Consider the following 12,596-nt stretch of genomic DNA (forward strand, 5'->3'; position numbering starts at 1 on the left):
GTGTTGTCATTTCCGAAAAGGGGTGGTCCAAGCCAAGAGAATGCCCGATTTGTGTTCAAGCGTTCGCTTGACACTTAAGGCCTTTCCACCACCTGGCAGGGGCCTATTTTCAATTTTATCAACATCTATTGTGACTTGCCGGCCGCCTTGGCTGGCAACACCTACCACCACTCCGTGACTGCTCTCAATGTCAATAGTTCCAAAAACAACTTGAATTTCGCCGGGCCCTACATCCATTTCATCAGATGTCACACGCGTTTGCGTTTCAATGGTCCACTGTGTTTTCTGGTTTGTCTCGTAGTCAAATGAACTCCCTGTATATGCTTGATAGAGTTCATCTTTGACTGTTTGTTCAAGGTCACTATACGTGTATCCGAGAGACTTTAGTCGCGCATCCAGCTTTTTGTTTTCAATTATTACCAGGTCAATCTCTATTGTATAATTCAGGCCATCTTCGCTTCTTGTTACGGTCTTTGGGGAGAATTCAAGCAAGTGAGATTGGAAACCTTGATAATCGGGTTTTGTTGGCGCTTCCGCGACGTTGGGCAAAAGCAGCAAAGGGGCCAACAATAGCTGGGCCCACTTCCCAGTTTGATCGACATAGCTAATCGGATTGCCGCGTACATAGGCATAGAGGTTTGGGCCATCGACCATTCCCGCCGGGTCGGCACTGGTCCAACGCGCAAGCCACGGCATGTAATAGCGCGCGCCGTGGTAGGAAAAGCCGCTTTCCTCGTCGCGTTCCTTGCCGGTGTAGCCATAGCGTTTGGCCGGCGGGGCGCGCTGGCCATTGACCGCGCGGTAGGCGAGCGTGCCATAGGGGTGATACTCATCGTAGGAGATGACTTGGGCGCCATCATCCAGTTCCAATGTTGCCGATCCCAGATGGTCCCCCATCTGGTAACGCACCAAGGGCTCGGGCGATGCGACCGGTGCGCCGTTTTCGACAGTCAGCGTTTCGACCAAGGCGATGCGGCTCTCGCCCTCCATCACATGCAGGCTCTCTCGTTCTTTCTGAAGCACCCCGTTGATCCGCTCGCGGTAAATCTCCACCCCGCCGAGATAAAGCCGCTCCGTCTCGCGCCCGCCGGGGAAGCGGCGCAGTTTGCGCACGCGCTGCCCGTCTGAACCATAGGTATAGAGCGCCGTCTCTCCCGCGCCCGTGTCGAGCGAGACAAGCTGCTCGGCAAAGTTCCAACCCAAGGCGCTCAGGTGGCCTAGTTCGGTCAAACTGCCGTTGGCGTTGTGCTCGAACCGGCTTTCCACGGGCGCATCCGCCGCGCCAAGCCGAGTGGCCTTAAGGCGGTTGCTGGCCTGATCATATTCGAAATGGCGCGTCCATTGCCCGCCCGGCGCGATATGGCGCATCAGGATGAGGTTGCCGCCCGCGTCATAATCGTAAATCTGAGAGTAGCGCCGCATGCGCTGACCGTCTTCGGGATGGCTGCGGATTAGACCGGCGATCTGCCAATCGGGCGCGCCGTTTTGGTCGATATGCTCGCGGCCATTGGCCTCTCGCAGGCGCCCAAGCGGGTCGTAGCGGTATTCGGCCAAGGGCTCGACAACGTCATTGCGGAAATACACCGCTTGCTGCGCGTGGTCGCGTTTGGTGGTGATTTGTCCTGTGATATCATAGGTATAGACGATGTCCTGCAGCACATCGCTATCCGAGATCGCGGTCATACGCGTCAGCCGATAGCTGAGTGGGTCATGCTCATAACTCGTTGTGACCTGATTGCCGTAGCGGATCCATGTTCGCTGGCCTTTGGCGTCGTAATCCAATTCTTCGACGAAATCGGAATAGGGCACACCACGCACGGATACTTCGATGCGGGCCAGCACGCCGCCCGTATCGTAATGCAGGCGGGTTTGGTTGAGGGGCGGCGCAGCCCCGGGTGTGGCGGGTTCTGGATAGGGGGCTATGGCATGGATCACCCGATCCAGCGCATCATAGGAGGTTTCAGCGAGAAACGCCTCCGGTTCGAGCAAGGCGGTCCGGTCAACGGCATCCTCCGGCCAATCCACTGGGTCAAGATCGGGCCGGACAAGCTGCCGACGGGTTTCCAAAGGTTGCCCCGTCAGGCTGACACGCCGGGTTTCGCTGAGCCCCGATTGATCCCAAGATCGCCAGACACGACCGATCAGATTGCGCGCGATGGCATCCTCATGCGCGTCGCCATATTCGGTGACCGCCACCCGTTTAGGGGCGGCCCAGGTGGGGTAGGTGACCTCAACCGTGACGGGCCGCCCAAGCCCGTCATAGGTTGTTTCACTGCGAAACCCGCGCGCGTCCCAGGCCAGCATCAGCCGCCCAAGCGCATCCTGGAACACCCAATTCTCCCCGCTATCCATGCTCTCGGCGTGCAGCACGGGCTTGGGGGTCTCTTCATCGGGTGGCGGCAGAAGGTTGTGGTGGTTGCGCACCGCCAGATTGCCACGGCCATCGGTGACCGAAACCAAATTGCCCTCGATATCCAGCGCGGTGAGAGAGGTAATTTTGCCGAATGCGCCGTTGTCACCGACCTCGCAGATCGTGCGGCCCAAGACGTCGCTGAATTGAGTCGACGGCGTTCCGGCATAATCAAGCGACAGCTCCGCCGCGCGCCTTGCGTCTTCGCCTAGCTGCTGGTCCACGCGCTCGGCGGCCCAACTCGGGGCATGGCTGTTTAGGCTCAGCGAGGAGAAATGCGCCCCAAGATCCTCATCTAAGGCCGGGTCCGCGATATCGGCCAAATCGCCCGCGTCCCAGGTGACTGTCTTCCAGGGCGTGATCTGCACCTTCTGCCAGGACTTGTCGGCGGCCAGCGCGCCGATGGCCCGATCGGCGGCATCGTAGAATTGCCAGCCGCTGGCGCCGAGGTCGTCCAGCCCATCGCCGGTTTCATACCCATCATTGTCCGAGAAATAGGGCTCGAACTGGCGCAGCGGCGCGCCCTTGTTGTTGAACACCGTGCGACCCGTCGCGACCCATCGCTCCGCCGCGTCGACCGTCTCCACCAGACCGGAAGGCTCCAACCGCAGGGCCGGGCCGGGCTTGGCCTGGGCCTTGGTCAGGACGGTTTCGCCAAAGCCGTTGAAATAGCTGTGCGAGACTTGGGTTTTCGTGCGCTCAGGGGTGCTGAAAAAGAACTCTTCATAGGTGGTCTGGGTCACCCGAACCGACGCGCCATCGCGCGACCATGCGAACAGATCGTAGCTCATGAATGCGCTTGGATGGTCAAGATTGTCGGCCTCGGCACTTTCGCGGCCAGTTTCGGGATCACCGCCGTCGACCTTGCCCATCGCCGCCGTGGCCACGACATAGCCCAAGGCGTCATGGGCCACCGCGCTCCAATTATGGTTGGCGTCGCGGACCAGCTTTGGGGCCATCACCCGGTAGTCGTTCTTGGCCAAGACCTGATGGCCAAGCGCGTCGGTGGAGGAGATAGGCAGCAACCCGTAAGCGTCCGTTTTTTGCCAGCTTTCAAAACCGAATACATCGCGCGCGCCTACGGGTATGAAAAAGCGATCGGCGGTGTCGGCGGGGAAAATGGCTGTGCCCGAGGCAACCCAATAGGTGCCGTCGTCCCCTTCGACATAGCCGGCGCGGGCCAGATCCGCCGCGCTGACCTTATCGCCATAAAGCGAGGTGAGCAGAGCCGAGGTGAAGGCCAGCTGCTCGGTGTGATGCGACAGGCGGAGCAGACCGGCTTCGCCAAGGGGCAGGGCGTCGGTCAGCGTGTCGTTCCAAAAGAAGCTGCGGCTGTGCGAGATCAACCGCTTGGCGGGCGTGTCCAGATCCGCAGGGACGGCGTAATCCCGGCTTGGCAGGGTGCTCAGGAAATCCGCCAGCTCAGCGACCTCGATCCAATCGCCGGAGGTCTGCAGGCCGGTCACCTCGCTGACGCGGCTCTCACAAACCTTGGGGAGACGATGCACCCGATCTTCACTCAGCAGCGACAGCGGCACCGGCCCCGAGGGGGTGAGTTGATCCTGCGTCATCGTCACTTCGGTCACGATCATTCGGGTGGCGGTTTGCGCGGCGACAACCGCGGCGGGGGCGTTGGCGTCGACCAACCCGCGACCATAGGCTAGCGAGGCCGTCGAGACCGGCTGCCCGAACGCATCGCGGGCCAGCACAAGGTCATGGGACAGGCGCGGGTCGTCGGGGTTGCGATCCAAGGTGATACTGAAGCTTTCCTCCTCCAGCATCTGGAACACCGCCCAATCGCGCAGCCGCGACCGGTCGGACGCCCCGCGCGCCTGTCGTTTGATCAAGCTATGGTGGGTGATCGCCACGCTATAGGGGTGGTTCTGGGCCTCGGTTCCGTCGAGCGCATAGGTCTCGCTTCGCAACACGCTTCCCCTGAGAGCGTGGATTGCGTCGCGTCGCTCAAGCGCCGAAAGGCCACCGGGCAGGGCCGACCAAGCCGAGGGCATCTTCAGCGCGTCGGTTGAATAAAACTCGGCATCGAGTCCCTGCAACAGATCGCGCCCCTCCTTCTCGGCCCCGGTGTGATACCAAGTCCGCGTTAGGTGTTGCGGCTGTGTGTAAACCCGGTTCGTCGCGTCATCCACGGTCTCGAGATCATAGCGGTCAACCCGCGCAAAGCCCCGGAACTCTCGATCATCTGGGTCGAACCACCCGTGATGATAGCTGTAGGTTTGCGTGGCTTTCAGCCCGGTAATCCGATCCTCGGTCTCGGCACTCGAAAGGCAGTGTACCGGAAACGGCAGACGGGTCAGCCAGGGGCGGCCCGCATCGCGGTCCTGAAGGTAGTAATAGGTAGATGGTAAATAGGAAAAGCGGTTGATGCCGCCCATCGCATTGTCCACCTCGGCCAAAAGATAGGGCTTCTTAGCGCCCACGATCTCGGCGTACTTGGTAACGCCGTCGGGCCCCAGCCAAACTAACTGCGCCACGCCCTTGCCAAGGATATCGGCGAATTGGACCTCTTCGGGCGCGGGCATTGCCGGCAGGGCCACGTCAAGCTCTACCGGCGCGGTCCACCCGGCGCCGCCTCTGTTCAGCCAGATCGTCAACTTGCCGCGGGTGTAGTAGGCGATATCACTGGTCCCGCTGCCATCGAAATCGGCAAGGTAGATCCGCGACAGATCGAACTGATCAGGGCGGTCGAAGCTTGGCGCATCAGCCATGGCGACCTCGGCACCGAACCGGCCATAGCCGAGATTGGGCCAGTAACTGACGGATCCGCGTCGAATTCGCACGATATCGCTCAGCCCATCACCGCTCATATCCGACAGGAAAACAGTCGCTTGGTCCGTATAACTGAGCCATCTGGTGCCCGCGCCGATTGCCAGCTTGGTGGTACGTGGTGCCTTGTCGCCGGATAACCCATCCGACGGCACCCATGTTAGCCGCTCCCCGTCGGAGGCAAGCTTGTCGGGAAGCCCATCACCAGTGATGTCTATGGGCCGCCACGCGCCAAAATCTCCTGAAACGCGCGCGCGCCGCGACAAGACAACGGCGGTCTCGCTGTCCAGGATGTCCGTCGCGTTATAGACGCTGTCGATCCCGTCAAAGGCAGCCCGGAGGTATCGGCGCTGCGATCCATCCACCGAAGCGGGGGTGAGCGTTTGGCCAAGCGTGCCCACATTGCCCGACTTCGGCATTGCTTGGGCGTCGGCCAAGACACCACCGCCAAGGTTGCGTTGGAAATGAAGCGCGCTGCCTGACTGTGTGAGAAGTCCGGGGATGCCTTCGGCCCAAAGATCGATCCAAGTCTCCTGCGCTTCGGATGTCGGGACCCGCATCGGATCGCCGGTTGTGTTGCGCAGGCTTTGGACGCTCCCCCCCCAATCCGTACGCTGATAGGTGAAGCGCAACTCCGGTGTCGCCTTGATCCGGTCCGCCAGCACCGGTACCGCGGGATCGAAGCCAACCTGACGCGCGGTGATCAATTCTGAAAGCCCGGCATCATTGGTTTGATAGCCGAACTCCAAGGCGCGTACCGCAACGGGCTCGGCACCCAACTCGGCGAAATTGTGAAAGGCGATCACCCTGTCGCAACGGCGCCGCCAGACCTGCTCGAATCCCGCGCGGCCGCGGCGGAACGGGTCGGGGCGGGTCGACCAGGTTTGTGCTTCTGTGTGTCCAGGAATCTCTCCCGTATGCTCGCCATAGTCGAAGACCAGCGAAAAGGCGAAGGCTTCGGGCGCCAGGCCGGAGCCGCGATAGGGAAGGGTGTTCCCGTAAAAAACCCGTTTCGGGTAAAGGACAGAGGTTCCTCCCGATTCCGATTTGTAGTGAAACTCGATGACATTGCCGAGTGTATCGAACCGCCGCTGTAGCTTCCATTCGAACACGTGCTCGGGGGTGTCCGGCTGTGCGACGCGGCTGTCGGGGTCAAGCCCGAACAGCGAGACGACATTGTCACTGTCCCACACCCGCCAATGGCTGGGGCTGCCGTCCAAAGGGCGCCAATGTTCGATCCGAGAGTGGCCGCGTTCGACGCGTGTGCGGTAGCGGTAGACGGCGTAATTAATGCGATCATCGGTAATAACCGTGCGAGCGTCGTCGCGGTGCGGAACAAATTCTTCGCCGGTCACGAAGGTGAAGACATCCTCGGCGTCGGAATAGGTCGGGATCGATTGCGAGACACGACGTTGGATGGACCGGATCGGCACCCCCCAGCCCAAGCCAAAAAAGGACGCACTGTTACCGGAATCGTAGCTGAGTTGCAGATTTGGCGGCAGCGCGCGCGGACTGCTTTGCGGCAATGGCAGAGAAAACCCGACCGTCCCAGTCGCTGGATTGCTGGAAAATTTTTCGCCAAGCCCGCGAAGCCCTCCACCGCCTTGTGGCAGCGAGGCTGTGTCCAATATGCCTTGCTGGCTCATTGGGCTGCCATCCAAAGTCTTCTCTCAAATTTATATAGTATGGGCCAAGTTGACGATATTGTTGCCCTAGGGTCAAGGGCGACGCGGCTGGATCTAAGCCGACGTTCCCAAGTGACCTGCCGTTTGATCGCAAAATCGCCTGATGATTACAGCGGGTCCAATCAAGAGAGTTGGTCCCAGAATTTCGACCAGTTTGCAGCCTTGTTAAGATGGATCAAGGTTTCATGTCAGGCTGCTGATTTCATTGGCTCCTTGTTGTTGGCATAGGCTTCGATTGGGATCAATATGCCATGGGTCGAGTTTGGGGCTCGGAGTTGTAGTAGGTCAGCCATTTGCCGATCCAAGTACGCATGACCGGATCGAGGGCCAGTCGGTCGACATAGGTGACGTCCTCCTGGCCCGCCAACCGGCCGTAGACGGTCTGTACGAATGGCAGGTTTCATAGCAGCATAGTAACACCGAGATTCTCGCTCATGCGGCAGTTCCCACGCCGCGAGCGCGCGCAGCGGGAAATCCGAATTTACAGAATGGGCTCGAAGCCGCCTTGCGGCGGCGCAAAGCAGAGCCCGGGAATCTCACCGACTGAATGGCGGCTTTGATCATTTCGGCCACGTTGGCTCAGGGTTGCGGCGAATGATCGGAGTCCGCCCTCCTTTTCGGTGGTCAGAGTTGTCCTGCACCTTGCATGAGAGTCCAGCTCCGGGCTGGCTGCCGCCATCTGACATTTTTGCTCGGAAAACTTGCCTCATGACATCACGCCTGCTTTCACAAGGGCACTTGTGTCAGGTGAAGACTAGATGAATGGCGGCGAAGCTCAGACGGAAACGCGCACGGACGATTCTCATGGAAAATGGAGAGGGCAGCGATGAGTGATAGAAGAAAATGGGGCCACCATATTTCAGCCGACTTCGCGCGCGCGGGGTGAGGTCTTAGGTGCCGCTGGGCAGTCATTGCGGCAGTCGTCGCCTATCCTTAGCGGTGCACGCACTCGAAAGGGAACGCTCTGCAAAGCGAAAGCGCTACACGGCAACGCGCGATGCAGGTTTTACGGCGGGGCGTCGACCGGACCAAAGACGCCAGAGGGCCGCGCACGAATAGCAGAGGCGCAACGGCAGCGCTGGGCGAAGTGGCGGATGGGCCGGTTGGATTAGTCGCCCGCCTACGTAGGAATCTCAACGCCCAACCTTTCGAGCGCATCGCGGTAGCGGTCGAAGCGCGCAAAATCCCGTGCTCTCGGGTTGGCGATCCGTGAAAGGTCAAGATTGTCGTGAAGGTCTGCGATCTTCACCGTGCGACCGATCTCGTTTCGGGCCGCGCGCTCAATGAACTCCGAATAGGTCTCGTGATCGCGGCGCGTCACCGTGTCCAGTGCGGCGAGGATCGCATCCGAGGCGCCTGCCGCGCGCAACGCATCTGGCGTCCAGTCCGTATCCTCGATCACATCGTGCAGGACCGCAACGATTTGGGTCGTCTCTCCCTCGCAGGCCAACATCACGCGAAGTGGGTGTAGAATGTAGGGCTTGCCCGCCTTGTCAGTCTGTCCGCGATGGGCGGCGGTGGCTATTTCGATGGCACGTTCTAAGTCGAAAGGTCGCATAGCGTGTCTCCGGAAAAAAGGAAATGCCATTGCTCAATCGGCGATGAAGTCCTGGCGACAGGCTTCAGCCATTCTTGCGGCGAACGCCTCATGGTAGCTTTCAAGACTTCGGGAAATTGGACCTTCAACGCTATTTAGTTGAACAAGTCCTCTCTGAACGGGCCCCTGATCTACCGCAGCCATGAGTTCCCTAGCGAGCATGACTATGCCCTCGTCGCCAACGCTACCCTCGGTCAAGAAGGAGTGACCATGAAACTCCGCGACGATACCAAACAGCCTTTTATCGCGTTCGAAATGAGCTAAAGCAGTTCGAAACATGTCGCCCTCTCTTGCCACCCAATACAGTTTCGCGGAGGCAACGACAGCAGCGAGGGAAGAGAGATACTGTTCGCAAGAACAAGCTGTAGCGACGCGGGGGTGAGTGGCATCTGCGCAAGGGCTATCCGCTTGAGCAGCTTGACTGGACAGGCAAACCATCATTGCCAAGAGCAAAGCTAGGGTGCGGATTTTTTCCTTACTCCCAAACATAGTGAATGCCTCTCCGTCACCCAAGCTCTGCATTCAGCTTACTGAAAGACGCTCTTGAAAATCCAGCGAGTTCCGAAGCAGTCCCTGTCGCGCTGGGGGATAAATAGGGGGATGCTGTCGGCTTGGCGCACCATTTTCCATGGAATATCAATGTCTTGTATGGAGCAAGTGGTAGCCCGTAGGGGAATCGAACCCCTCTTTCCAGGTTGAAAACCTGGCGTCCTAACCGATAGACGAACGGGCCATACCGTGGCGTGACGGCGTAGTAGGCAAAAGCGGGGGCGCGCGCAAGAGGGTTTTACACCAAAAAGAAACGCCGGGACGAATTTTCTCTCAGGGCTCTCCGTCATGCCCTTGCGGCGTCTTCAAGGCGAAGCTGCACGGTTTGTCGGCCTCCCCAGTGATTGATGTCGAGCCGCCCGGCGAGATGAAACCGCGCGCCGCCATGATCCCGTAGCGCGGCCCCAAGAGGGCCGTCGAAGGCCCCGAAGGCAATCGCATCAAGCTGTGGCCCGGTGCCGTCTCCGAAGCGCAGTTTAAGGTGGCCGTCGCCCACTTGTTTTACAAAGGTGATCTGCATGTCGGCAAACGCATAGCGCGGCCCCGGCGCGCCCGCGCCAAAAGGGCCAGCCGCGTCGATCTGATCAATCAATTCGGGGTTTGCCGCGCCCGGCATGAGCAGGCCATCAAGGCGAAGATCCGCGGCACCGGCCGCACCCGCGCCCTGTTTGTCCAGAAGCTCGGCAAGGCGGGTCATCGCCGGGTCCAGCTTGTCGCGCGCCACGGTCAGACCGGCGGCCATGCGGTGACCCCCCCCCTTGATCAGCAGGCCCTCCGCCGTGAGACGTTGAATACAGGCGCCAAGGTCCACGCCCGAGATCGAGCGCCCCGATCCCTTGCCTTCGTCGCCCTCAAAGCCGATCACGATGGCGGGGCGGTTTGCTTGTTCCTTGAGGCGGCTTGCGACGATTCCGACGACGCCGGGGTGCCATCCATCGCCCGCCGCCCAGACCAAAGGTCTGTCCAGTCCTCGCGATTCGGCTTGTTCTAGGGCGCTTGCGCGGACGGCCGCCTCGACCTCGCGACGTTCGGAGTTGAGCGTTTCGAGACGTTCTGCCAGCGCGCGGGCCTCGGAGGGGTCCTGTGTGGCCAGAAGCCGGGCCCCGAGATCGGCACGGCCGATCCGTCCGCCCGCATTGACGCGGGGCCCGAGCACGTAGCCAAGATGATACGCCTCGGGGGGGCGGTCGAGCCGGGCCATATCGGCCAACGCGGCGAGGCCGGGGCGCGCGCGCCGCGCCATGACACGGAGCCCCTGCCGCACGAAGGCACGGTTCACCCCGATCAACGGCGCCACATCGGCGACGGTGGCCAGAGCCACGAGATCGAGCATGTTCAGAAGGTCAGGGCCCTGTTGCCCGGCCTCGCGCATCTGTCGCCCGGCCTCGACCAGCATCAAAAAGACCACACCGGCGGCGCAGAGATGTGCCAGAGTGCCTTCCTCGTCCTGACGGTTGGGATTCACCACGGCCACCGCGGGGGGGAGTGTTTCGCCCCCGAGGTGATGATCGAGGATCACCACGTCCGCGCCCTTGGCGGCGGCCACGGGTCCATGGCTGAGCGTGCCGCAATCGACGCATACGATAAGATCGTGATCCTGCGCGAGCATGGCCATCGCCGCATCGTTGGGCCCATAGCCTTCGTCTATGCGGTCAGGAATATAGAGCGTGGTCTCGTGGCCCAACTGGCGGAACCAGTCGATGAGAAGCGCCGCCGAGGCACCGCCGTCAACATCGTAGTCCGCGAAGATCGCGATTCGCTGACGCGCGTTCACCGCGGCCAGAACCCGGTGCGCCGCCGTTTCCATGTCGCGCAGGCTTCGGGGGTCGGGAAGAAGGTCGCGTATCTGCGGGGTCAGGAAACTTTCGGCGGCCTGCGGCTCTACGCCGCGCCGGGCCAGTATCTGGCACAGGGGCCGGGGCAGGCCGGTTTGCTGGGCCATCGCCTCGGACAGGCGGTCGATCTCGGTGTCCGGTCCGACCCAACGGCGGCCCGACAGAGATTGAGCGACGTCGAGAAAGCTCATGAGCGGGCAAGGATGTCGGCGGTGGCGCGGGCGATCGCGAATTCGCCATGCAGATGCGAGATCGCTGCGCGGTGGAGCGCCTCGGGGGTCATCGTGGGCAGGTCCCGCGCCCAGCCTGTATCTGCGTTGGCCGCGAAGGCGGCGCAGGCGTCATGAGCGAGCGTGACAGCGAATCCGAGATTGGCCGCCATGCGCACGGTGGTGGACACGCAATGCGGTGTGGTCAGGCCGCAGATCGTGACCTTGTCTTCACCCAATGCATGAAGGTGCGCCTCTAACCCCGTGCCGATAAAGGCGGAGTTCACAGATTTATCAAAGTTGGGCTCATCGCCCTGCGGGGTTAACCCTGCCTTGAACATGGTGCCGCCCGTGTCGGGGCCAAGCGGACTCCCGGATTCGGTGCTGATGTGGCGGACGTGGCAAACAGGCGCATCTGCCCCCCGCCATGCGCCCAGCAAATGCGCGGCATTCGCCTCGGCATCGGGATTGTTGCGCGCGCCCCAGACGGGGCTCTCGAACCCGGTCTGAAAATCCACGAGTATGAGCGCGCCTGCGACCATCACATCGGGTTGCGATAGACCATCCGGCGCAGCGAGCCTGATTTCGACCGCATCAGAACGGTTTCGGTTTCCACATAGGTGGGGCGCATCTTGATGCCCGCCGCGAGCGAGCCGTCGGTGACGCCGGTGGCGGCAAAGATGACATCGGACGTGACCATCTCGTCCCGCGCATAGATGCGGTCGAGATCGGTGATCCCGGCCTTGGCCGCGCGCCCCTTTTCATCGTCGTTGCGGAACAGAAGCCGGCCCCAGATCTGGCCACCCATGCATTTGAGCGCGGAGGCCGCGAGCACCCCTTCGGGCGCACCGCCGGTGCCCATATACATGTCGATGCCGGTCAGTCGCGCCTCGGCGCAATGGATCACGCCCGCGACATCGCCATCCGGAATGAGAAACACGGCGGCACCGGTTTCACGGATTTCGGCGATCATGTCTTCGTGCCGGGGACGTTCAAGGACGCACACGGTGATCTCGGAGGGTTTCACCCCTTTTCCACGGGCCAGTGCCTCGACCCGTTCGCGTGGGGACATCTCAAGGCTGATCACGTCACGATCATAGCCCGGCCCGATGGCCAGCTTGTCCATATAGGTGTCGGGCGCGTGCAGCAGGCTGCCGCGCGGGGCCATCGCGATGACGGTCAGGGCGTTGGGCATGGCCTTGGCGGTGAGTGTTGTGCCTTCGAGCGGATCAAGCGCGATATCCACGCCGGGCCCTTGTCCGGTGCCGACTTCTTCGCCGATATAAAGCATCGGCGCTTCGTCGCGTTCCCCTTCGCCGATGACCACGGTGCCGGCGATACCCAGTTTGTTCAGCTCATCGCGCATCGCGTTGACGGCGGCCTGATCGGCGGCTTTCTCGTCACCGCGCCCAATGAGGTGCGCACAGGCGAGCGCGGCCTGTTCCGAGACGCGGGCAAGGCCCAGAGAGAGCATGCGGTCGTCGAAATCGGGCGAGGCGGACATGGGCGGTATTCCTTGAAACTATG

At 61.3% G+C, this 12,596-nt stretch carries 7 protein-coding genes and 1 tRNA gene; 1 reads left to right on the forward strand and 7 read right to left on the reverse strand.

Annotated elements, in window-relative coordinates; translation table 11 throughout:
- Nucleotides 1–6: 6 nt before the first annotated feature.
- The gene (locus tag V8359_RS01165) at nucleotides 7–6,840 is read right to left on the reverse strand and encodes a SpvB/TcaC N-terminal domain-containing protein (RefSeq protein ID WP_336426860.1); all 6,834 of its coding nucleotides are present in this window, start codon (nucleotides 6,838–6,840) and stop codon (nucleotides 7–9) included.
- Between the two features lie 869 nt (nucleotides 6,841–7,709).
- On the opposite strand from V8359_RS01165, the gene V8359_RS01170 reads away from it, so the two are divergent.
- Nucleotides 7,710–7,991 (forward strand): HGGxSTG domain-containing protein, encoded by a 282-nt coding sequence (locus V8359_RS01170; RefSeq protein WP_336426861.1) that lies wholly within the window; start codon nucleotides 7,710–7,712, stop codon nucleotides 7,989–7,991.
- Nucleotides 7,992–7,999: 8 nt separating this feature from the next.
- Here the strand turns inward: V8359_RS01170 and V8359_RS01175 are convergent, their stop codons facing one another.
- The 6 genes from V8359_RS01175 to glpX all read right to left on the reverse strand — a co-directional run bounded on the left by V8359_RS01175 (nucleotide 8,000) and on the right by glpX (nucleotide 12,573).
- Complete coding sequence (locus V8359_RS01175) at nucleotides 8,000–8,437, reverse strand: phosphohydrolase (protein ID WP_336426862.1); 438 nt, start codon at nucleotides 8,435–8,437, stop codon at nucleotides 8,000–8,002.
- Between the two features lie 33 nt (nucleotides 8,438–8,470).
- Nucleotides 8,471–8,755, reverse strand: a complete 285-nt coding sequence (locus tag V8359_RS01180) for a hypothetical protein (RefSeq protein WP_336426863.1) — start codon at nucleotides 8,753–8,755, stop codon at nucleotides 8,471–8,473.
- Between the two features lie 379 nt (nucleotides 8,756–9,134).
- Nucleotides 9,135–9,209, reverse strand: a tRNA-Glu gene (locus V8359_RS01185).
- A gap of 102 nt (nucleotides 9,210–9,311) precedes the next feature.
- Nucleotides 9,312–11,051 carry a single-stranded-DNA-specific exonuclease RecJ gene (gene recJ, locus V8359_RS01190; protein ID WP_336426864.1) on the reverse strand — a complete coding sequence of 580 codons (1,740 nt, stop codon included), beginning with the start codon at nucleotides 11,049–11,051 and terminating at the stop codon, nucleotides 9,312–9,314.
- Nucleotides 11,048–11,587, reverse strand: coding sequence for an isochorismatase family protein (locus V8359_RS01195; protein WP_336426865.1), 540 nt, complete (start codon nucleotides 11,585–11,587; stop codon nucleotides 11,048–11,050). The genes recJ and V8359_RS01195 overlap by 4 nt, the downstream gene beginning before the upstream one ends.
- Nucleotides 11,588–11,610: 23 nt before the next feature.
- Nucleotides 11,611–12,573, reverse strand: coding sequence for a class II fructose-bisphosphatase (gene glpX / locus V8359_RS01200; RefSeq protein ID WP_336426866.1), 963 nt, complete (start codon nucleotides 12,571–12,573; stop codon nucleotides 11,611–11,613).
- Nucleotides 12,574–12,596: the final 23 nt, after the last annotated feature.

Source organism: Roseovarius sp. E0-M6 (genome assembly GCF_037083845.1).
Lineage (GTDB): Bacteria > Pseudomonadota > Alphaproteobacteria > Rhodobacterales > Rhodobacteraceae > Roseovarius.

Coding starts and splice junctions, on each gene's coding strand:
- V8359_RS01165 (WP_336426860.1), bottom strand. CDS start 6,840: ATGAGCCAGCAAGGCATATTGGACACAGCCTCGCTGCCACAAGGCGGT.
- V8359_RS01175 (WP_336426862.1), bottom strand. CDS start 8,437: ATGCGACCTTTCGACTTAGAACGTGCCATCGAAATAGCCACCGCCGCC.
- V8359_RS01180 (WP_336426863.1), bottom strand. CDS start 8,755: ATGTTTCGAACTGCTTTAGCTCATTTCGAACGCGATAAAAGGCTGTTT.
- recJ (WP_336426864.1), bottom strand. CDS start 11,051: ATGAGCTTTCTCGACGTCGCTCAATCTCTGTCGGGCCGCCGTTGGGTC.
- glpX (WP_336426866.1), bottom strand. CDS start 12,573: ATGTCCGCCTCGCCCGATTTCGACGACCGCATGCTCTCTCTGGGCCTT.